Source organism: Candidatus Tisiphia endosymbiont of Myopa tessellatipennis (assembly GCF_964031105.1).
GTDB lineage: Bacteria > Pseudomonadota > Alphaproteobacteria > Rickettsiales > Rickettsiaceae > Tisiphia.
This window is the reverse complement of the sequence record NZ_OZ035005.1, coordinates 1,094,447-1,116,655: the sequence shown is the minus strand read 5'-3', so window position 1 is coordinate 1,116,655 and position 22,209 is coordinate 1,094,447. Positions and strand designations below refer to the sequence as shown.

Here is a 22,209-nt window from a genome sequence, read left to right as displayed (position 1 = left end):
ACCTATGACTTTACACTCGATAATCAAGTTTTTTAGAATTATTAAAAAATACGTCTATTAGCGAGAAGCCACGAAAAAGCGGCAACACAGCAATCCCACAACTGTTGAAAGTTAAAAAATCGTCATCGCGAGGCGTCGATAGACGCCGTGGCGATCTCATGAAGTAAGCTCTTCTTCACAAGATTGCCACATCGTCGCTTACAGCGACTCCTCGCAATGACGGTTTAGGGCTTACAAAGCTCATCGCGATGACGGTTTTTTAACTTTCAACAGTTGTGGCAGCAATCCAGGATACGCGAAGGGTTACTCTAAAAAAACAGCTTCGCTGTTTACTTGTACTGATTATCTTTCAAAATAGAATTAACATGGTATCATGGTATAATTTAGTATTAGGTCTATCATTAGTTGGAATTAAATTATTAATTCTATTTTGAAAGATAATCAGTATTGGATCACCACGGCATCTAAAGATGCCTTGCTATAACGGTTAAGGAAAAACTTGATTATCGAGTTACATATGGATTCTCAGTTTTAGTATAAGTAAATCTTATTGGCACACCGGGTAAATTAAAAGCTTCCCGCAAGTTGTTTACAAGGTATCTAGTATAACTATCCGTGATTTTCTCAGGATTATTAGAGAATAGTTTAAAAGTTGGTGGGCGAGTTTTTGTTTGGGTCATGTATTTAATTCTAACACGTCTGCCACCTTTTTGTAAAGGCAGTGGATGTTGCTCGAGTGCAAAACCTAACCAATGATTCAGTTTACTGGTAGCAATTTTTTTATTCCATAAAGCATAAATTTTTATAGCCTCATCTAGTACCATATTAATATTCTGCTTTTTTAAGGCTGATATGAATATTATCGGTACTCCTTTAACTTGCGGTAGATTGGTTTCCATCTTATAAAGAAATTCTTCCTTAAATTTATCTTTATTTTTCCCTTCAATTAAATCCCACTTATTAACTACTATGAGCAGGCTTCTGCCTTGATCTATAACATAACTGGCAATATTCAGATCTTGTTGCTCTAAATTCGTTCGTGCATCAACCATCAGAATAACAGTATTAGCAAACTTAATACTATTAATAGTATCAGAAGCTGATAATTTTTCTAAGGACTTATTAATAGCTCCCTTTTTTCTTAGACCAGCCGTATCAATTAATTTAAATTTATTATCATTATATAGCCAATCAATTTCTATAGATTCCCTTGTTATACCGGCTTCAGGCCCTGTTAACAATCTTTCATTATTAATAATACTATTAATAAACGTAGATTTTCCTGCATTTGGTCTACCGCTCACCACTATTTGTATATAGTCAGCCTTTATTGGGTCGATTAATTCTTCCTCTAGTTCCTCATCCCCTAATTTCTCAGTTATTGCATCGTGTAAATCTGCCATACCAACACCATGTTCTGCAGAAATTGGCACTACATTATCAAAACCAAGCTTGTAGTATTCTTTAGCAAAATCAAACCGTCCTTCACATTTATTGACAATCAACACAGATTTTTTATCATATCTTCTGATAAAATTAGCAAAAAACTTATCTTCCGGTAATACGCCATCCTTACCATCCACCATAAGGCATAGCAAGTCTGCTTCTAGAATGGCTTCTACAGTCTGTTGCATCATTCTATATTCTAATTTCGCACATTCTGCTTCTTCTAAACCAGGAGTATCAATTACCGTAAAATCAAATGGACCAATTTGGGCATCAGCGTATTTTCGATCACGTGTTACCCCAAGGCGGTCATGCACGATAGCCTTTTTCCTGATAGCCAAACGATTAAAGAGCGTAGACTTCCCTACATTGGGTCTACCAATAATCGCCACAATTCTTTTATGCATCACCTTTATATTATCATAATAATTCATTAGCACTAATACTCAAATCATTTGAATATTGCACTATTTGAGTATATTATTAACACTTAATTATATAAAATTAAAGTATAAATAGACTTCTAAAGGACAAATATTATGCATAATGGCAGTTCTAATAATCTTTATTATGCACTAGAAGGCTTTAAAACTATGCTTATTCCAATGCGAGCAAACATAGAAATTTTAGAACAGTGGTTTAAAAATAGTAATAATCCTATAAAAGATAGCGGCTATACTCACGTTATGTTAGCATATTTGACGCTTGCTGAGAGGATGACTAGAACATACAAGAAGCCAAAATTTAACATTAATGAATGTATTATTGATGGTACGTCTTATGTTGTTAAAGAAAAAACAGTTGCTGCTAAAACATTTTGTCAATTAAAGCATTTTAGCAAAATTGGTATTAAGCAAGAAATGCCAAAGTTATTAATAATCGCTCCACTGTCAGGACACCATGCTACCTTACTTAGGGACACTGTAACTGAAATGCTCCCCTACGCAGATGTATATATTACAGATTGGCTTGATGCAAGCACTATACCTAATCAACTTGGTAAATTTAACTTAGATGATTTTATAGACTACTTAATTGAGTTTATGACGCTTCTAGGACCAAATCTGCACACTATGGCAGTATGCCAGCCAACAGTCCCCCTTCTAGCTGCCATTAGTATAATGTCTGCAAATAATGATGTAAATATACCAAGGTCAATGATTCTGATAGGTGGACCTATTGATGCAAGGCTTAATCCTACAGATGTTGACTTGTTTGCAATCCATAAAAGCATGCAATGGTTTTGCCAAATGATGATTACATCAGTCCCCTTTAACTATCCTGGTTACGGAAGAAATGTCTATCTAGGGTTTTTACAACTTATGGGTTTTATCAGTTTAAATATTCCTCGGCATATTAATTCGCATTTGGATTTACTACAAAATTTGCTAGATGGCAACCTTGAAAAAGCTAATCATACCATAAAATTTTATGATGAATATTTAGCCACTATGGATATAACATCGGAATTCTATCTCCAAACAATACAAGAAGTATTTAAAAATTTTGCTCTTGCCAAAGATGAATTTGTCTCAAAAAATCGTAAAGTTCATTTAAAAAATATAACAAATTGTGCTTTACTAGGTATCGAAGGCGAAAATGACGATATAGCTGCAGTTGGACAAACTAAAACTGCATTAGATTTGTGTTCCGGTATTCCTATGACAATGAAAAAATATCATTTACAACAGGGAGTTGGACATTACGGCTTATTTAGTGGTAGCAAATTTAAACAGTTTATTGTACCGATAATTAGGGATTTTATATATAGTTATCAAAATTGAATTAGGTTTTGTTGCCAAAAATGACAGGGTAATTTAAAAAATCACAGGTTAGCTATAAATTATTCAGATCAGGATCACTATTAAAGTTTTGTTCAGGAAATTTAGCATTGTCAGTATCTCTAGCAGGAGAAATTCTACCAACCATTTCATCTAGCGACATTTGAAAATGATCCGCTAGGGCTACTATAATTTGACTATTTAAATTTTTTTGTTCTCGGCTTCCGTTAATAAAATTATGAATTGAATAATTAAATCCAATTTCTTTTCCTAAAATATAAAAATTTATATCTTGCTTAACAACTTTATCTTTTAAGAATTTTTTTAAGTTATTATTAATATCATCTAGTGATAAATCCTTAAATCTTCTTTTTACTTGTAATAATGGAATATATTCACTTCTGCCAACAACTTCATCTATAGAACAGTCAAAGTAGTTAGCTATTTTCAGTATAGTATGCATTTGGGGATTAGACCTTAATCCATTCATAATACTAGTAATATTATTATAAGGAATCCCACTACCCTCAGAGAAATCTCTTCTTTTCAATTTGAGTATTTCAAATTTTAATCCTAAAAATTTTTGTATTTCTTTAACAAGAGTCATATCTAAGAATTCATGGATTAAGTAAAAATAAAAAATATATCAACTGTTGACACATTTTTTCTTGACAACCCCAAATAACTATAATAAACTCCCAAAAATAGGATGAGACCAAAAAAAAAGAACTCAGTAACTACTGACTATTTTTTTAAAACCAAAATACACATTTTGGTTTAGCTATCCGATTAGTATTTAGCCATATAAATTGGCGTCATTGCGAGAAGCTACTTTAGTAGCGACGAAGCAATCCAATTTAATTTTTCTAGATTGCCACGACCACTACGTGGTCTCGCAATGACGGAGTAATGCTAATTTGGTTAGCTATAAATCTCAAACTAAAAAAGTCAATATAATACTTCAGCTCTATCCTTAAATAAAGCTCAAGTATTATATTAAATATTACAGTCTACTGGTAAGTACCGAAAAGTTTCACAGGCTCAAAAATACTTACTAGTAGAATTAATCAAATAGCATCAAATGCTATTTAAATAACAACCCTTTTATAGAGGTATCACTATGATCATATATAAATTTCTTAGCCAAATCAACCCTTATTATTTTCACAGTCCTATAGCAGCAATCAATCAGCCAAGCTTATCTAACGAAAGGCTATAGCAAACAAGCACAATCCTAGGCAACAAAGGAAGTAACATATGAATTACCAAATATTGACCTTGGCTATTTTAGCATTCAGCATAATCATCGGACAGATACTCTTAATCCTCCTCTCAATCAAATTGCTTAATAACATCAGATTAACCTATAGCGAGATCGAGGTTATTTGCAAGGATTTCTCTAACATCTACATCAAAGCACAAAATGAAATAGCAGCTCTATATCAAAAGACCACAGAGCTAGCTAACAGTACAGTTAAGAAAGAACATCACATATTGTATGCTACCTTTCAGTTAGAAGATATAAATCTGCATCTTAAAATACTACTTGATGAGTTTAAAGTATTTGCTAGATCTAATACTACGTCACAAACCAAGAAACAAAAATAATCCTGCCCCCTGCCCCTGCATTTCGGTGCGGAATCCATAATATCTAACAGCCTTTAAACTATTTTCTTACTAAGATTTTTGCTCTATCGGTGATGATTTCATCAACAAGTCCAAAAGATTTAGCTACTTCAGGATCCATGAAATTATCACGTTCCATACTTTTTTCAATAGAATCTAGTTCTTGCCCTGTATGCTTGACATATAAGTTATTGAGCATTCTTTTTAATTTCATGGTTTCTTTAGCATGAATTTCTATATCTGTAGCTTGCCCTTGGTAACCACCTGACGGTTGATGGATCATTATACGACTATGTGGCAAGGAATAACGCATATTTTTCTCACCAGCAGTAAGCAACAAAGACCCTGCGGAACAAGCCTGCCCTATACAAAGAGTAGAAATTTTAGGTTTAATATATTGCATAGTATCATAAATTGCCAAGCCAGAAGTCACAACACCACCAGGAGAGTTAATATACATAAAAATATCTTTTTCTGGATTTTCTGCCTCTAAGAATAGTAATTGTGCAACCACCACATTGGCCATATAATCTTCAATTTGACCACAAACAAAAACGATGCGTTCCTTTAATAACCTAGAATAGATATCATAGGCTCTTTCCCCTCTAGGGGTTTGTTCAATTACTATAGGCACGTACGTCATTAAATTTTCTCCTAAATTTATTGTAACCTACCCCAATTCGGGATAAGAATTAGTTAATTCTTATCCCGAATTGGCTTTAATATAAGGAAAAATGCATTCTTAAAGCGGTTTTGCGAATGCATTTTAAATATTTCTAAAGCTAAAAACATGATTTTAAAAGATTAAAATCATGTTTTTAGCAAAATGGATTGCCACGCTCACGTACGTTCGCTCGCTAATAGACGATTTTTTAACTTTCAACAGTTGTAGTTGACATCCGAAGGTGCTTAGAATAATAATTATTTTTATGTCGAATTCAAGTTAAATAAGTAATTACTCACTAGCACTCGTTTGTTTCTTCATAGAAGATTCCTTAGATAATTTTTTATTGCTCACTGATTTTAGCTGATCAAAAATGCTTAAAGCTTGAGTTATAAAACTTCCCGGTTCAGAAAGATTTGCCGGAAGAATTACTGTATTACTATCTTTGGCTAACTCACCGAAAGCATTTATATATTGTTCAGCAATTTTTAAAGATACTGCGTCATTACCCCCAGACTTTTGAATAGAAGCGGCAATAACTTCAATACTTTTAGCAGTAGCCATTGCTACTAATCCTATTGCCTCAGCTTCACCTTTAGCTCTATTTACTTGGTCAGTATAGGAAGCTTCAGAATTTAATACCACTTGAGCCTTCTCACCTTCTGCATGATTTATTTTTGCTTGTCTATTGCCTTCTGAATCCAAAATTTGAGCTCGTTTCTGACGTTCTGCTGCAACTTGTAATTCCATCGCTTTAAGTATTGTTTGTGGTGGCTGAATATCTTTAATTTCATAACGCATACATTGTATCCCCCAATTCATTGCAGCTTGGTTAATAGCAGATACAATAGCGATGTTTAACGTTTCTCGTTCTTCAAAAGTCCTATCTAATGGTAATTTACCTATTTCTGAACGCATGGTGGTCTGTGCAAGCTGTGTGATAGCATAATATGGACTATTAACACCATAAGATGCAGCGACTGGATCAACAATTTTTACATATAAAACACCATCTATTAATAACGTAACATTATCATTTGAAATGGCTGTTTGAGCAGTAACATCAATAGCTTCTTCCTTCAGGGTGTGTTTATAGGCTACTCTCTGAATCACTGGTATCAAAATATTCAATCCGGGCTGCAAAACCCTATCAAATTTTCCAAACTTTTCTACAACCCATGCTTGTTGTTGTGGTACAACCTTAACCATCTGTACAATAATAAGAATTGCCACGATACTACAAACTAATAATATATATTCCATTTTAATCCTCTGTTAATTTAATCTTAGTTCGGTGACATCGTTCGCAGTTGATGCTTAACAATATAACTTGTTACATGAATTCAGGTTAATCTAACAATTTGACGACGTTACCATCATAAATCTTAGTAATCCCTTCCAATACCACCATATCTCCTTCCCTAATTTCGCTTGAGATAATCTCTGTTAAACCATTTAAACTAGTGCCAAGTTTAACATAAAGTTGTTGTACCTTATTGTCATTGAGTTTATATACAAAATACTCACCTTTATTATTACTCTGTACCGATTGATTAGGCACAGCTAAATTCCTATGTTTGTTAAGAATTAGATCTATATTTACATAGCTTCCATGCACAATATTACTATTAGAATCAACGATAATTTTAGCACTTATAGTACCATTATCTGAAACATATTGTGAGATTTCAGCAATTTTTCCATTAATTAATCCACCCTTATTATCGGTTATCACTAAATTAGTGGATTCTGATACCTGATTATAAAGCCCCTCAGGTAACTCTATTAAAATATTATTAGTAGTAGAATTTTGAGCAATAATGCTAAAAAGATAATCTCCTTGTTTTATCTTATCCCCTATTTTGGGTTTTATTATACCAATATATCCATCAAATGGAGCTATAAGAACCATATCGTTGTAACTATTCATTGCTTTAGCAAAAGCAAGCCTAGCTTCTTCTAACTCACTGCTAGATTTTTCTAGCACATCACTACTAATATATTTTTTGGCAAATAATTCCTTGTCACGGCTATAAGAAGCCATGGCTTTTCTTAAAGAGACTTCCGCTTGTGACTTAATTGACATAGCTAAATCTTGGTCAATAATAAGTAAAACATCACCTTGATGGATCTTACCTCCTTGGGAAGTAGATACTAAATCAAGTCTACCAGAAACATTTGCATAATAATCACGGCTCATACCACTCTTGCATTGTCCTATAACGCTGAAAACATTATATAAATCAGCCATTTGTACTTTAGTAGCTTTTACCTCAATAGTTTCTTGTTCTTCAGCTATAGCATAGCAAGAAGTAATGCATATACATAAAAAAATAATTATAGTTTTAAATCTGTTATCCAACGATGTTCCTTCTCTAAAATCTCAAAACGAATTTTTTCACTTTTTTCATCTAGTTCTGTTTCCGGGATCAAAGAAGCTCCATCAAATTCAAAACCATAAAAATTAATCTGTAATTTGCTACATATTTTTGCCACTGACTCAATATTTTCTAAAATATCGTCCACAAATATTATTGTTTTAGGATAGTAGTTTTTTTTATGTAAAATATTCTCTAATACTGCACCTTTATCAACATCGGCTGTCAGAATCACCCCTTCTTTCATCATTGGTACACCACCCCCAATATGTAATTCATCAATTAATATTTCCTCTTTTATCGGAGTAGATTTCATAAAATCTATATTTATCCCTTTAAGCTCTGTAAGACGCCAATTGGTAAAATCCTCAATAACACCAAATTTCCCTGTATATAATTTGGTCAGAGCAGCAGTTGGGATTTGCATCTTCCATAATCTACCTAGTATATCAGTTATATTATAGTCCACTAAGCGAATAGTACGATTTTTTAAAATAATACTGTAAAAAAGATGCCTTTCTTCTCTCGTAAGACGGTTTTTGCTTTCAGCACGCCACTGCCGTCTATAAGGATGAGTTAAGCGATATTCATCTTGATCCATGATAAGTACGTCATCTACATCAAAAAGTACCAAGCTATCTTGATCTAACTTATCTATTACTTCCGATATTTTCAAAAAATCGGAAACTTTAGTTGTTTTAGCAAATATATGTTTATTCATAGTTCTAATGATAAGTTTATTATTTCTTCCAAAGAATTAGCTATTATAGCTAAATCTGATTCTCGTACAAGAGTATGAACTCCGTCTTTTATTAACTTCATCACTACCATATCACTAGTAATCTTTTCTACAAGGTTATTTGAGATGGTATAAGGCACGTCCTCATCTAGCATCCCGTGAATTAAATGAATAGCCCCCTTAAGTTTAATACTATTTGCATTTAGTAACAAGTGATTTCTAGCTTCGAGTATTAATTGATAACTTATTGGATATTTATCGTTGCAATTACGCCCACCAACCTCAAGGTATTTTTGTTGTTGCATTTGTGTTTTTTGCATTTCAGTTAAGTTTTGCCAAATAGTTTCTGTAAAATCTAGGGCAGGAGCAATACAAACAAGACCACAAACTTTACTAGGAAATTTTATAGCAGCAAGAATGGCTAACCAACCACCCATGCTAGAGCCTATGATAATAGCTGGTTGCACTACAAGTTTATTTAAAACTAGTTCAACCCCTGTAAGCCAAGATCCAATCGTTTCATCTAGAAATCTACCTGATGATTCTCCATGACCAAAATTATCAAATGTGATAAAATTATAATCACGTTTTTTACAGTAATTCTCAAGAAATATAGCCTTCTTACCATTCATACCCGACATCAAGCCATGTAAAAAAATTACCAATGGCATATTTTTTTTGCTACTTTTATGATGATTGTAAGTGATAAATCTTTTCTTTTCTGTATTATATATTTTATGCATTTAAATTAATTATGTAAAAGATTAATGATTTCATCAGATTCACCCAAACGATATCATAAACCCACCATTTTGCAAGTAGTTCCAGCTTTATTCTCTGGTGGAGTAGAGCGAGGAACAATTGAAGTGGCTAAAATGTTAAAAAAAGTTGATTATAATGTTATTGTAGTTTCATTTGGTGGTTCATTGGTTGAAGAATTAGTAGCGGCAGAAGTGCCACATATTTTTATGAATAGTGCTACTAAAAATCCTTTAACAATATGGAAAAACGCAAGAATTCTGTCAGAAATAATTAAGGAATATAACGTAGATATAGTGCATGCAAGATCTAGAGCTCCAGCTTGGAGTTGTTATATGGCCGCAAAGGCTACAGGCGCTAAATTCTTAACAACATTCCACGGAGTCTACAACATCTCGAATCCTTTCAAACATTTTTATAATAGCGTCATGGTCAAAGGCGAAAAGATCATAGCTGTGTCTAATTTTGTAAAACATCATATATTAATTAATTATCAAATCCTAGAAGATCAAATTGTTGTAATATATCGAGGGGTAGATTATAATTATTTTGATCCAAAGAATGTTACAGAAGAAAAGTTACTAAAACATAAAAAGAAATATGGTATATCTAACAATACTCCTATAATATTGTTACCATCAAGAATGACCAGTTGGAAGGGGCATCTTACCCTTGTTGAAGCACTTGGCAAATTAAAACATCTAGATTTCTACTGTCTAATGGTTGGAGATTTATCCAAACATCCCAATTTTACCAATCGAGTAAAATCTCTTATAAACTTGTTGAAGCTACAAAGTAAAATTCAAATTTTTGGTAATGAATCTGATATGCTCAGCCTTTACGGTGTTTCAGATATAGTAATATCTACTTCAATTGAACCAGAAGCATTTGGTAGAACTATAACTGAAGGACAATCAATGGAAAAGCTAGTAATTGCTACAAATATAGGTGGAGCTATTGAAACAATATTAGATAAAAAAACTGGATTTCATGTCAAACCAAACGATGCTGTTGATTTAGCAGAAAAAATCGAACATTGCTTATCTATACTTAAAACCAATGAAGGTAAAAAAATACAACAAGCAGCAAGAAAAGCAGTAATCGATAATTTTTCCCTTGATTTAATGCTTAGTAAAACCTTAGATCTATATAAAAAAATGCTCAAAAAAACATAATATTTTCCCCAGTTCTTTGTAGTGTCCTTACATCTTCCCACCTGCATCTATGATTTTTAAACTACCCTAGAGAAGCAATGAAAATTCTATTCTTGAAATCTACTAATTATACTTTATACTGATCCGTTATTGTATATATATCTTATAAAATTAAAAAAAGAGTATTATGGCTAGGATAACGATTGAAGATTGTGTTGGAAAAATTCACGATAGATTTAAGCTTGTAGCTTTAGCTGCTCAAAGAGCAAATGATATAAATTCTGGTAGTAAAATGACTATTAATAACGTGAGAGGCGATAAGGCAAATGTACTGGCATTACGTGAAATAGCTGCTGGTCATATAACGATTCCAGCCCTAAAGGCACAATTATTAAAACGTCTTCGAACAAAAAGCAGAATCGATCCTATTGATGAAGAAAATACTGATGCTTCCCTTGATACTGATGTAGAAGAGTTTGATTATTTACCAAGCGGCTCAGATCTTTGTGTTACTGAAGACTACTCTGACTTAGATGATCAAATATTTGATGATAATGTTAGTAATGATGAACAAAAATGATTATTGGTGTTGGTACAGATATAGTACAAATTCCAAGAATAGAACGTATCTTAAAGCTATATGACCAGCGTTTTGTAAACATAATTCTTTCTAAAACGGAAATACAAAAGCTAAATTCTCTAAGCAAAGACCAATATGGTTGCTTTTTGGCAAAAAGGTTTGCTGCGAAAGAGGCAGTTAGCAAAGCCCTTGGTATCGGAATGGGGCGTGGTTTACGATTTAAAGACATATCTGTACTAAATGATGCCTTAGGAAAGCCCTTTGTCCAAATTTGTCACCCTGAGAATCCAAACAAATTTGGACAAATCAAAATTCACTTGTCCATTTCAGACGATTACCCAATTTCTGTAGCTTTTGCAGTTATTACCTCTAAGGTTTAGAGCTTTTCTAATAGTTCAAACATAGTTTTACCAATATCAGCTGGTGATCTAGTGATAGTAACACCTGCACTTTGCAATGCCTCCAACTTATCTTCAACTGAACCCTGTCCATTAGAAATAATTGCACCAGCATGCCCCATTCTTTTACCTTCAGGAGCAGTAACACCAGCAATGAAAGTAACTATTGGTTTTTTAATCTTTGAGCTTTTTATTAATTCAGCAGCCTTTTCCTCAGAATCCCCTCCTATTTCACCAATCATAATAATCGATTCTGTTTCATCATCTTGCAAAAACATTTCAATACAATCAACAAAATCGGTGCCATTAACTGGATCTCCACCAATACCAATACAGGTAGATTGACCAAGACCAACAGCTGTAGTCTGTGCTACTGCTTCATAAGTCAAAGTACCGGATCGGGAGATAATTCCCACCCTACCCCTCTTATGAATATAACCAGGCATTATGCCGATTTTACATTCATCAGGAGTAATAATGCCAGGACAATTTGGCCCAATTAATCTAGTTTTTGATCCTATTAATGCTCTTTTGACCTTTATCATATCAAGTATCGGTATTCCCTCTGTAATACACACTACCAAACTAATTCCTGCATCTATAGCTTCCAAAATTGAATCAGCAGCAAAAGGTGGTGGAACATAAATAACACTGGCAGTAGCCTTAGTTTTTGCAACTGCCTCATGTACTGTATTATATACAGGTAGATCTAAATGAGTATTTCCACCTTTTCCAGGAGTTACCCCTCCTACCATTTTAGTACCATAACTGATTGCCTGTTCAGAATGAAAAGTCCCTTGAGAGCCAGTAAAACCTTGGCAAATTACTTTTGTATTTTTATCAACTAATATTGACATATATGCATTTTCCGTATTTTTTATATGAATTATTTTACTGCATCGACGATCTTAACAGCCGCATCACCTAAATCATTTGCAGCAATTATTTTTAAACCAGAATTTGCTAAAATATTTTTACCTAATTCAAAATTGGTCCCAGCTAAACGTACAACCAGTGGAACTGTAATGCCAATCTCTTTCACTGCAGCAATAATGCCTTCGGCTATTATATCACAACGCATTATACCACCAAAAATATTAACTAAAACCCCTTGTACATGTGAATCTGATAAAATTATTTTTAGTGCTTCCGTTACTTTCTCACGATCAGCCCCACCACCAACATCTAAAAAATTTGCCGGTTCAGCACCATAAAGCTTGATAATATCCATTGTAGCCATAGCTAGCCCAGCCCCATTCACCATACAACCAATAGTCCCATCCATCTTAACATAACTAAGACCAAGGCTAGCTGCTTTTATTTCAAGAGCATCTTCTTCATCATCATCCCGCATATTTAAAATATCAGGATGTTTAAATAGTCCATTATCATCAAAGTTAATCTTGGCATCAAGTGCCAATAAACTACCATCAGCTTTTGTTATTAATGGATTAATTTCAATTTGGTTAGCATCAGTTGCTATAAAAGCTTGATAGGTTGATTCAACAATTTTCATCATTTGTTTTGCCTGCTCATTCTTAAAACCAAGCTTGTATGCCATTCTACGACAATGAAATGGCTGTATGCCTGTTGCAGGATCAACTGATACTTTAATAATTTTCTCTGGAGTATTATGAGCAACTTCTTCTATATCTACTCCACCTTCAGTAGAAGCTATAAAAGTTACCTTGCTATTACTACGATCAAAAACGGCACTAAAATAATATTCTTTTAAAATATCACACCCAGATTCAACATAGAGATAGCGAACCTTTTGCCCAATAGCTGACGTCTGATGAGTTACTAAGTTAATGCCAAACATTGCGTGTGCTGCTTTCTTTGCCTCTTCTTTAGTTCTTACAACTTTTACACCCCCAGCTTTTCCCCTACCACCTGCGTGGATTTGGGCTTTAACCACATATATTTCTGCTTCTAAACCATCAATTAGCCTATCGATATCTTCTTTTTGCAATATTACAACTCCTGTAGAAGTAGGTATACCATATTGCCTCAAAATCATCTTTGCTTGGTATTCATGAATATTCATTTTTATAATTCTTTAAATAATTTAATCCTAGGCTCTTATACTACAAATGTTGCCAATTTGTAAAGCTTCATTTACTACTTGTTAGACGTTAATAGTCTTGGGGATATCTAAAATTCACCAATGTTATCCCTGCAAAAGCATAAACTAATAGATATATTCATCTTACTCTACTTTTTGCTTACGATTTTTGTCTCCTAGATATATATGCTCCACTTGAGATTATTATTATTGCTCCAATAATTGAAAAACTATCTGGTATTTCCTGCCATATAACTACACTTAAAATTAAAGAAAATACAACGCTGCTATAAGCTAGTATACTCATTTCAGTAGCTAAACCAATTTCTAATCCCTTATTTAATAATATTTGGTATAACAGCATCAACAGAGCGTTGATTAATAGCAATATCCAATCCTTTGAAGAAACTTGTGTTATATTAAAATCCACTAAAAATGGTAACATAATAAGAGAGGAAATCCAAAAATAATACACTAATACTCTATCTGAGGTCTCTGTTTTTAGTAAGTTGTGTAATGATATAATAGTTAATGCCATAAATATTCCGCTAAGTAATCCAAAAATGACTCCTGAATTTATAATTTCTACTGATGGCTTCAGTATTAATAAACAGCCAATAAAGCCAATTATTGCTAAAAATAATAGATCATTTTTGATAGATTTATCAATAAAAATACCCGTTATTAGTAGTACCCAAATGGGAGACAGATTTGTAAGTGTACTAACATTGAAAAGAGACAAGTATATTTACTGCTGAAAACATGCAATACCAATATGCTGTCCCCAATAATCCCCTTGTCATTAATGCACAATATCGCTGTGATACTATTAATTGACCACGAGACCTAATAACTTTTGGTAAAAAAAAGATAGCACAAAGAAAGAATTGTAAAAATACAACTAGAGAAATAGGTATACTACTATTAAGAGATTTTACTATACTAGCTTTCATTGCTCCAAGTCCAAATGAACTTAAGATATATAATGTTGCTTTCATAGTGGTTCTACTTCATCACTCCTATTGAATTGACAACTGGGGTTATACAAATAATCCTACTTCAATTGGAGCGTAAAACAATCCATAATAGGTAACTCGCATTAATCAATAACATTAATCAATAAATTGTCCTGCCACTACCTTTAAAATTCTGATGAGCCTTATCTAATTTTTTGATAAATTCTGGAGAATAAGATTTAAGATCACTTTTCGATCCACCTTCATATTTTTTAGCTAGATCTATTCCCCCTCTAATCATATTATAAGCAAAATTTTCTTCCTTTGTTTCTCCAGCTATTCTTTTAGGGTTCATGAACTTATAAACTTGGTATAAAGCAAAATTTTTCACTAAACGTTTTGCTTCCAATCTAGATTGATTACTTATGCCTTGTAGCTTATCTTTTGATTTTATCAAACCTCGGTTAGCTTCTTTTACCAATTGTGAATGTTGTTGCATTAAGTAATTACTTACTTCAGCAACATTCTTACTAACAAGGTTCTCATCAATTTTAACACCTAATTTTCCTAATTTCTTGTGTGCAAGTTTACCTAAATATTTTTTTATTAATAGGATAATCTGTGTCTGTAATTTTGTTAGATCCATTGTTTGCTCGTTAAGACAAGCCAATATTTGTTCTATTTCCTGTTCGAAAGCATCGTTGTTACTTAACTCATTGAAAATTTCCATCGCCTCATCAGATCCAAGTTCATCATCAGTGATGCCTACTAATGCATCCTTAATTTGGTCTGCCAATTTTCTAGAGTCCTTTGGTTTTTTATCATTTGTTTCCATTTATTAGTCCCCTGTTTATGAAGTCTATTCTTGAGTAGTAAAATGTCCTCTATAAGTTCGGTGCAACGTGACTCCCCGATGTCTTTCAATTATACTTCGGCACAGTAAGACTGAGTCAATAGATTTTTGTTTTTTAGTAAATTTATGTTCTTTCTCAAGACATAACTCACTTATATTAATATTTTGCCAAACAAGTCCATCAAAAATTTTTGCTTTAATATAACCACTTGACTTTAAGTTATCATAATCTCCTTTGTTAAGACTCAATGCATCATCATTTAATAAAAGCTTAACATCCCCAACATTTGGGGCTGGTATAGGATCAACATATTTAATATAGACTTTACCAGTTAATTCTATCTTGCTAGGTATCATAATGCTCTATCTTATTAAATTAAGCTTCTGTTATACTGCTCGTAAATGGAGAGTTGATAGACGAATATCAAAATCATGATCCTTTATTTTATATCACGACTCTTTGTTATCTTCCATCTCTGATTCTGATGGTTCAATAACTTCTCCTTGAAAATGATGCAATAGTGTTTCTTGTTCATCATATTCTTTCAACATATAACCACGTCCCCATACTGTATCAATGTAGTTTGTACCACCAGCAGCATCAGCTAATTTCTTACGTAATTTGCATACAAATACGTCTATAATTTTAATCTCCGGCTCATCAACACTACTATAAAGATGGTCTAAGAACATCTCCTTATTCAGTACTGTTCCCCTACGTAAGACTAATAATTCTAAAATAGCATATTCCTTATTCGTTAAATGAACCCTTGTTCCATCAACTTCTACAATTCTAGTATCAAGATGAATACTTACCTTGTCAAACCTAACCACTGACTCAGAATGTCCTTTAGAACGACGAACAATTGCATAAATACGAGCAATTAACTCTTCGCGGTTAAATGGTTTTGTGATATAATCATCTGCCCCACACGTAAGTCCTTTAATTTTTTGATCAACTGTAGTAATACCTGATAAAATCAGTATAGGTGTTTTTACTTTAGCAGAACGTAATCTCAGTAGGACTTCAAACCCACTAATATCTGGCAGCATCAGGTCTAAAATAATTAAATCATAATTATAAATTTTAGCTATTTCTATTCCTTCTGTACCAAACTCCACCACCTCACAAATAATTCCTTCTGAAGCTAACGTTAATTCAATAGAACTAGCTATATCACTATTATCTTCTACTAACAGTACCCTCATGATATTTCTCCCATTAACTTTTCTATAATTATTAATTTATTATTCTTTATTACACATCTATGTTCTCATTTTATCTCTATAAGAGCAAGTAATTTTATCAAAATAATATCCAAGTAACGCGAATTTGGGATAAGAATCTGTCAATTCTTATCCCAAATTCGGTGAAATTATCGAAACAATCAGATTTGAGACGGCTCTGCATCTGATTGTTTCGATAATTTTATGGTTAACTTACCTTACACATAACCCCCATGGCAATTTAAAAGTCATAGGAAAAACAGCCTAGCACCTATTAGCGAAGAGCTGCTTTGCGACGACGAAGCAATTGTAAGTTAAAAGTATGATATAATAGATATTGAAGTCAATGTAAATAATGATTTATACTGACTTATAAGGGGGTATTACAGCGATAGTCATTAATAATACTAAATGACTATCGCTGTGCAGGCGTGAGCGACCGTGAAGCAATTGGTTTTAAGATCGTATAGATCCTGGTACTCTAGCCCAAATCCCCGAGACGTTTGAATAGTTGATTGGGATGCCTTTGCACGCCCGCTTACAATCGTAAACATTAAAAGTCTTCGAGGTATTATGCTATTATACAATAATTTTATCGGTCTTGATATAGGAAAATTCAATTTTGTTGTTGCTATTCATGGAAAAAAAGAAACTAAAGAATATAATAACAACTCTAATGGAATAGCTGATTTTATCAAGGATTACAAAAAAGAGATTAGTTCTGCATTGTGTGTTTTAGAAACTACTGGTGGATATGAAATGGAACTATTACTAACGCTTTGCAATCAGGGTTTTGCTGTACATAGAGCCAATACTCGTAAAGTTAAAAACTTTATTAGGTCTTTTGGTAATGCAGCTAAAACTGACAGTCTTGACGCTAAAGCTCTAGCACTTTATGGTTTTGAACGATCAGAAAGATTAGAGCTATTTAAAGTACAATCTAAGCAAGCTTTAAACTTGTATGAATTAGTAGGACGTAGGAACGATCTTAAACAAATGTTGATTGCAGAAAAAAATAGGTTTCAGTCCCCGAGAGCTGATTTAATCAAGTCTAGTTGTGTTAAAATGATCGAAGTACTAGAAGAGCAAATTGCATCTATTACTAAAGAAATAGATGACTTAATAGCAAAAGATAAGCTCTTGCAAGCTAAGAAAGAGACTCTGCAAACTATTAGTGGTATAGGCACAGTAGTATCTAATGAGCTTATAGCTTTGTTACCTGAACTTGGTACATTAGACTTCTTTCGAAACTCTACTTCTGCTGGTGATTTGTACGTCGATGCGGTACTCGAATCCTCACGTACATTAGAGTACGCTGCGGTTCTGCGTTCCGCGTCTCCTTCAAATCCCTCAGCATAAGCGAGTTTCGAAAGAAGTCTATTGAACCGCAAACAAATAGCATCATTAGTAGGTGTTGCACCAATATCTAATGATAGCGGTAGATATAGCGGATATAGACATACAGGACATGGTCGAAATTTTGTTAGACCTATGTTGTTTGTAGCTGCTATGGCTGCTAGAAATTCTAACTCTGAACTGAAGGTATTTTATGAAAAATTGATCAATAGAGGAAAAAAGAAAATGGTGGCGATGGTAGCATTAATGCGTAAAATCATTGTGATTGCAAACGCTAAGTTACGTGATTTAACTAGCTCTGCACAAGCAATAAAAATTTAAACCAAATTTATTTAAATTTTTATTGCGAACATAGTTGATCTAATGAATGTGGATTGCTACTACACTCACGTGGTCTCGCTAATAGACGTCTTGTACTTTTCTACAATTTTTAAATGCTATACGTAAGGTGAAATAATCAGCAATTTCTTTAAATTATTAAGCCTTTTACTTGTGATTTCCATAGTTTTTTGTACAATTTACTGTTTTTTAGTAATTCCTCATGTTGTCCATCTTCAACTATGCTACCTTCATTAAAAACCAAAATTCTATCCATATTCAACAAAGTTGATAATCTATGAGCTATAACTAATACAGTTTTATTTTCCATTAAGTAATATAGAGAATCTTGTATCAACTCCTCAGTCTTACTATCTAGACTACTTGTTGCTTCATCAAGAATTAATATTGGAGCATTCTTTAATATTGCCCGTGCTATTATTATTCTCTGCCTCTGACCACCTGACAAGTTATTACCCCTTTCACCACATAAGCTTTGGTATCCTTCTGTTAGGCTCTCAATAAATTCATGTATATGAGCTAGTTTTGCTGCCTCTATTATCTCTTCTAAGCTAGCATCTTTTTTTCCATATCTAATATTATCCATGACTGTCCTATGAAATAGGATTGGTTCTTGCGGTATTATACTAATATTTTCTCGTAAAGAGTCTTGAGTTACATATCTAATATTTTGCCCATCAATTAGAATTTCTCCTTGGTCTATATCGTGCAACCGTGTAATAAGATTAATAAAAGTTGTTTTTCCTGAACCAGAAAACCCTACTAATCCGACCCTTTGTTGACTCAAAATTGTAACGGATTTATTCTCAAATAAATTATTATTATGATAATATTTAAAACTAACATTTTTAAATATTATCTCACCTTTTGTAACCTTTAGAAGATGGGCATTCTCAATATCTTCTATAATATGAGGTTTCATTAATGATACACTTTGATTAAAAGAACCAAACTCTTCGAACATATCTCCTACTTCCTGCGTTAGATCCCAAATTTCACTACTAACCGTTATAGATAAAGTAAGTATCAACACGCAATCTCCTATAGTTATTTGCATTTGACTACGAAGTTGAGCTAGATAATAAACCATTATAAAAATCATTATAGAACAAGCTATGCCTAGTACAATACGTAGCTTAAACATAAAGAGTTGCATAATTTGTTCATTAACTACAGCATCATCTATCCTTACTTCTAGATTCTGACGTTCAAATTTATGAGAAGTAAACATCCGTATTGCACCAATATTTGCAATTGCATCAACAATACTGCCAGCAACTATTGATTTGCTTCGTGCATAATTTACTGAATATTTGTTTATTGTACTTGAACAGATAACGCTAGTCCCTACAAAAACACAAATATGTATAAGGAATATAGTAGCAAATATTTGATGTACCCAGTACATTGTTCCAAGAGCAAAAACAATTATAGCTAGTTTGTATAGAATTTTCTCTCCAAATGAAGACAAAACCATTTCAAAAGATCTAGCCCCTTCAGTAATACGATTGGTAATATGACCAGTAAGGTTTTCTTGAAAAAATCTATGATTATGATACTGAGTGTAATTATACATTTCGTCTAATATCTGAGCTTTGATATATGGCATGGTTTTTAGATAAATATAATCATAAATTCGCCACATAGTATTTACACATACCCACCAAAATGCATATATTATTGCCCAAAACAACATGGAGGAAGGTAGGTCTTTAACTGTTTCATTAGAAAAAGACTCAATCAAATTTATAATTTTTTGTAGCAACACACTATCAATAGCTGGTATCATTCCCCGTATTATGCATAACACCCCTAAAATAGTTAGTTTAATTCTTCTTTTCTTTAAAAAATAGAAAAATAACCTTATTGCAGACTTTGAAAAATCAAAACCTTCTAACACAGCACACACCTCATTACAAAAAAAACTAATTAGACTAAATAACCTAAATTAATCTAACAACAAACTCTTGCCACCTTATTACTAAACTGTTATAAAAACGTACAGAATATCTGAAGTTGTTTAGAATGAAAGAAAAAAACGCACCTATTTTGAATACCCCAACTAAGAACACTACAAGCTCATTAGATACTGATAATAATCCCTTTTTTAATGTTAGGTATATTTGTCAATCAGCGACTCTAATTACCGAATCTATACAAAAAGGCTTTGATGTTGCCCAGTTACCTAATGGAGATATTACAGTTACAGAAATTAAAACAGTAAATGTTCACTATCATTGGGATTCTTTTAAACAAAGATTTGTTAAAGTAAGCCAAAGTTAGCATTATACACTATAAATATATTATTTTTTTGCAAAATATACTTAGTGTATGTATAATATGTTATATAATTAAGTGAATCGATTGTGTAATTAATTTAATTTATGGTAATAATATGCTACTTAAGAACATAGTAACCTTCATTGCTGTTACTTTATATTTTAGTCTATCAATATGTTTTGCAACTACCACACCAAGTAATAACAATCCAGCAGCATCATTAGAAGCATCAGCTCCTACTGCATTAACTGCACCTGTTACAATACTAAATGCTTGGGCAAGACCTTCTGCTACTGCTAGCAAAAATAATAATTCTGCAATATATTTTGAGATTTTTAATGACTCTGACCTCGATTACAATTTGGTAAATGTTTCTTCAGATATAGCTAACAAGGTTGAATTACATAAAAGTTTTGTTGATGAAAAAGGGGTTAGTAAAATGGTAAAACTCGATAAGCTAGTCATCCCAGCTAAAAGTAGTGCTATTTTACAACCGGGTGGTATGCATATTATGCTCTTGGATCTAAAAACTATACTAAAAGTTGGTGATAACTTTGATTTATTCTTATATTTCGATAATGGGCTTCAGAAAGTTGTTCAAGTAGAAGTAAAAACAAAGTAGTTAGTCGTTCTTATAATGTAATGGATATTTGCCTTATATGCCAGCTATCGTTAACTCTAGTATCGGTAATAGTCTAGATGTCATCCTACGCTGGCAAAGCATTCCTTGTTTGTTGTTCCCATTCTTTAGATCATCCGAGTATACTCTTCTGCTCCTACGAATTGTTTTTTGAAAATGTCATGGATTCGCATGCTCACCATTCATTTTCAAATTCAATTCTTCAAATCATTTGAGTATATACGCGAATCTCCTACAGTTTTGCGAAACTAATTATTTAAAGCAGAAGAATATATAAATATTTTAATGAGGCTGCCCTGCTAATTAAAGTTTTAGTACTTTTAATTTTTAACTATATCATTTATATTCGGTAATTTAAACATAGTATGTGTAATTATATATGACCATTATGTCTGATAATTGGATAAGAAAAATGTGTATAGAACACGATATGATTGCACCTTTTACTGATACGCAGGTTAGATTGAATAATTCAGAGAGAATTATTTCTTATGGTTTATCTTCATACGGTTATGATGCAAGAGTCTCGAAGGAATTTAAAATATTTACTAATATTAATTCGGCAATAGTTGATCCAAAAAATTTTGATGAATATAGTTTAGTAGACAGAGAGGTTGATGTTTGTGTTATTCCACCAAACAGTTTTGCCTTAGCAAGAACAATTGAGTATTTTAAAATTCCAAGAGATGTGCTAGTTATCTGTGTTGGCAAATCAACCTATGCAAGATGTGGTATAATTGTTAACGTAACGCCGTTAGAACCGGAATGGGAAGGGCATGTAACATTAGAGTTTTCCAATACTACCCCACTGCCAGCAAGAATTTATGCTAATGAAGGAGCATGTCAATTTTTGTTTTTAAAAGGTGATCAAACTTGTAATATATCTTATGCCGATCGTTATGGGAAATATATGAAACAAAAAGGTGTTACCCTTCCAATAACTTAAAATTTAAAATGTAAAAAAGGAC

General features: G+C 32.8%; 23 protein-coding genes and 1 pseudogene. 10 read left to right on the top strand and 14 right to left on the bottom strand.

Annotated features, from left to right (window positions below; genetic code table 11):
- Positions 1 to 503: 503 nt before the first annotated feature.
- Positions 504 to 1,853 (bottom strand): ribosome biogenesis GTPase Der, encoded by a 1,350-nt coding sequence (gene der, locus AAHN03_RS05570; RefSeq protein ID WP_342279197.1) that lies wholly within the window; start codon positions 1,851 to 1,853, stop codon positions 504 to 506.
- Between the two features lie 132 nt (positions 1,854 to 1,985).
- Between der and phaZ the strand changes: the two genes are divergently transcribed.
- A complete protein-coding gene (phaZ, locus tag AAHN03_RS05565; RefSeq protein WP_342278406.1) occupies positions 1,986 to 3,230 on the top strand; it encodes a polyhydroxyalkanoate depolymerase in 1,245 nt (414 codons plus the stop codon).
- Between the two features lie 52 nt (positions 3,231 to 3,282).
- Here phaZ and AAHN03_RS05560 read toward each other — a convergent pair whose 3' ends face one another.
- Positions 3,283 to 3,834 (bottom strand): helix-turn-helix domain-containing protein, encoded by a 552-nt coding sequence (locus AAHN03_RS05560; protein ID WP_342278405.1) that lies wholly within the window; start codon positions 3,832 to 3,834, stop codon positions 3,283 to 3,285.
- 650 nt (positions 3,835 to 4,484) lie between these two features.
- On the opposite strand from AAHN03_RS05560, the gene AAHN03_RS05555 reads away from it, so the two are divergent.
- Positions 4,485 to 4,835: a hypothetical protein gene (locus tag AAHN03_RS05555; RefSeq protein ID WP_342278404.1), complete on the top strand. Its 351-nt coding sequence runs from the start codon at positions 4,485 to 4,487 to the stop codon at positions 4,833 to 4,835.
- Positions 4,836 to 4,893: 58 nt separating this feature from the next.
- Here AAHN03_RS05555 and AAHN03_RS05550 read toward each other — a convergent pair whose 3' ends face one another.
- From AAHN03_RS05550 to AAHN03_RS05530, 5 genes are all read right to left on the bottom strand, one after another.
- Complete coding sequence (locus AAHN03_RS05550; RefSeq protein WP_341754920.1) at positions 4,894 to 5,496, bottom strand: ATP-dependent Clp protease proteolytic subunit; 603 nt, start codon at positions 5,494 to 5,496, stop codon at positions 4,894 to 4,896.
- A 312-nt stretch (positions 5,497 to 5,808) separates the two neighbouring features.
- Complete coding sequence (locus AAHN03_RS05545) at positions 5,809 to 6,780, bottom strand: SPFH domain-containing protein (protein WP_341748025.1); 972 nt, start codon at positions 6,778 to 6,780, stop codon at positions 5,809 to 5,811.
- An 85-nt stretch (positions 6,781 to 6,865) separates the two neighbouring features.
- Complete coding sequence (locus AAHN03_RS05540; protein WP_342278403.1) at positions 6,866 to 7,879, bottom strand: efflux RND transporter periplasmic adaptor subunit; 1,014 nt, start codon at positions 7,877 to 7,879, stop codon at positions 6,866 to 6,868.
- Positions 7,855 to 8,616 carry a DUF2608 domain-containing protein gene (locus AAHN03_RS05535; protein WP_341762459.1) on the bottom strand — a complete coding sequence of 254 codons (762 nt, stop codon included), beginning with the start codon at positions 8,614 to 8,616 and terminating at the stop codon, positions 7,855 to 7,857. The genes AAHN03_RS05540 and AAHN03_RS05535 overlap by 25 nt, the downstream gene beginning before the upstream one ends.
- Positions 8,613 to 9,377, bottom strand: coding sequence for an alpha/beta hydrolase (locus AAHN03_RS05530; RefSeq protein ID WP_342278402.1), 765 nt, complete (start codon positions 9,375 to 9,377; stop codon positions 8,613 to 8,615). The genes AAHN03_RS05535 and AAHN03_RS05530 overlap by 4 nt, the downstream gene beginning before the upstream one ends.
- A 24-nt stretch (positions 9,378 to 9,401) precedes the next feature.
- Here AAHN03_RS05530 and AAHN03_RS05525 point away from each other — a divergent pair, with 24 nt between their 5' ends.
- From AAHN03_RS05525 to acpS, 3 genes are all read left to right on the top strand, one after another.
- Positions 9,402 to 10,568, top strand: coding sequence for a glycosyltransferase family 4 protein (locus tag AAHN03_RS05525; RefSeq protein WP_342278401.1), 1,167 nt, complete (start codon positions 9,402 to 9,404; stop codon positions 10,566 to 10,568).
- 166 nt (positions 10,569 to 10,734) lie between these two features.
- Positions 10,735 to 11,127 carry a DNA-directed RNA polymerase subunit omega gene (gene rpoZ / locus AAHN03_RS05520; RefSeq protein WP_342278400.1) on the top strand — a complete coding sequence of 131 codons (393 nt, stop codon included), beginning with the start codon at positions 10,735 to 10,737 and terminating at the stop codon, positions 11,125 to 11,127.
- The gene (gene acpS / locus AAHN03_RS05515; RefSeq protein WP_341762463.1) at positions 11,124 to 11,507 is read left to right on the top strand and encodes a holo-ACP synthase; all 384 of its coding nucleotides are present in this window, start codon (positions 11,124 to 11,126) and stop codon (positions 11,505 to 11,507) included. Before rpoZ ends, acpS begins: the two co-directional genes overlap by 4 nt.
- Here the strand turns inward: acpS and sucD are convergent.
- From sucD to ctrA, 6 genes are all read right to left on the bottom strand, one after another.
- Entirely contained in the window at positions 11,504 to 12,382 is an 879-nt protein-coding gene (sucD, locus tag AAHN03_RS05510; RefSeq protein WP_342278399.1) for a succinate--CoA ligase subunit alpha, read from the bottom strand. The genes acpS and sucD overlap by 4 nt on opposite strands.
- 29 nt (positions 12,383 to 12,411) lie before the next feature.
- Positions 12,412 to 13,572 carry an ADP-forming succinate--CoA ligase subunit beta gene (gene sucC, locus AAHN03_RS05505; protein ID WP_342278398.1) on the bottom strand — a complete coding sequence of 387 codons (1,161 nt, stop codon included), beginning with the start codon at positions 13,570 to 13,572 and terminating at the stop codon, positions 12,412 to 12,414.
- 178 nt (positions 13,573 to 13,750) lie between these two features.
- Positions 13,751 to 14,332 carry a DMT family transporter gene (locus tag AAHN03_RS05500; RefSeq protein WP_342278397.1) on the bottom strand — a complete coding sequence of 194 codons (582 nt, stop codon included), beginning with the start codon at positions 14,330 to 14,332 and terminating at the stop codon, positions 13,751 to 13,753.
- 374 nt (positions 14,333 to 14,706) lie between these two features.
- Positions 14,707 to 15,381 carry a DUF5394 family protein gene (locus AAHN03_RS05495; protein ID WP_342278396.1) on the bottom strand — a complete coding sequence of 225 codons (675 nt, stop codon included), beginning with the start codon at positions 15,379 to 15,381 and terminating at the stop codon, positions 14,707 to 14,709.
- Positions 15,382 to 15,405: 24 nt separating this feature from the next.
- The gene (locus AAHN03_RS05490; protein WP_342278395.1) at positions 15,406 to 15,756 is read right to left on the bottom strand and encodes a hypothetical protein; all 351 of its coding nucleotides are present in this window, start codon (positions 15,754 to 15,756) and stop codon (positions 15,406 to 15,408) included.
- 93 nt (positions 15,757 to 15,849) lie between these two features.
- Positions 15,850 to 16,608 carry a response regulator transcription factor CtrA gene (gene ctrA / locus AAHN03_RS05485; protein ID WP_341762468.1) on the bottom strand — a complete coding sequence of 253 codons (759 nt, stop codon included), beginning with the start codon at positions 16,606 to 16,608 and terminating at the stop codon, positions 15,850 to 15,852.
- Between the two features lie 591 nt (positions 16,609 to 17,199).
- On the opposite strand from ctrA, the gene AAHN03_RS07700 reads away from it, so the two are divergent.
- Both AAHN03_RS07700 and AAHN03_RS05470 read left to right on the top strand, forming a co-directional pair.
- Complete coding sequence (locus AAHN03_RS07700) at positions 17,200 to 17,985, top strand: IS110 family transposase (protein ID WP_410521328.1); 786 nt, start codon at positions 17,200 to 17,202, stop codon at positions 17,983 to 17,985.
- A 21-nt stretch (positions 17,986 to 18,006) separates the two neighbouring features.
- Positions 18,007 to 18,303: pseudogene (locus AAHN03_RS05470) on the top strand (transposase); the annotation flags it as partial.
- A gap of 148 nt (positions 18,304 to 18,451) precedes the next feature.
- On the opposite strand, the gene AAHN03_RS05465 reads toward AAHN03_RS05470, so the two are convergent.
- Positions 18,452 to 20,221 (bottom strand): ABC transporter ATP-binding protein, encoded by a 1,770-nt coding sequence (locus tag AAHN03_RS05465; RefSeq protein ID WP_410521327.1) that lies wholly within the window; start codon positions 20,219 to 20,221, stop codon positions 18,452 to 18,454.
- A gap of 125 nt (positions 20,222 to 20,346) precedes the next feature.
- On the opposite strand from AAHN03_RS05465, the gene AAHN03_RS05460 reads away from it, so the two are divergent.
- From AAHN03_RS05460 to dcd, 3 genes are all read left to right on the top strand, one after another.
- Positions 20,347 to 20,604, top strand: coding sequence for a DUF2671 domain-containing protein (locus AAHN03_RS05460; RefSeq protein ID WP_341762470.1), 258 nt, complete (start codon positions 20,347 to 20,349; stop codon positions 20,602 to 20,604).
- 112 nt (positions 20,605 to 20,716) lie between these two features.
- A complete protein-coding gene (locus AAHN03_RS05455; RefSeq protein ID WP_342278394.1) occupies positions 20,717 to 21,223 on the top strand; it encodes a copper chaperone PCu(A)C in 507 nt (168 codons plus the stop codon).
- Positions 21,224 to 21,620: 397 nt separating this feature from the next.
- Entirely contained in the window at positions 21,621 to 22,187 is a 567-nt protein-coding gene (gene dcd / locus AAHN03_RS05450) for a dCTP deaminase (RefSeq protein WP_341761370.1), read from the top strand.
- The last annotated feature ends 22 nt before the right edge of the window (positions 22,188 to 22,209 follow it).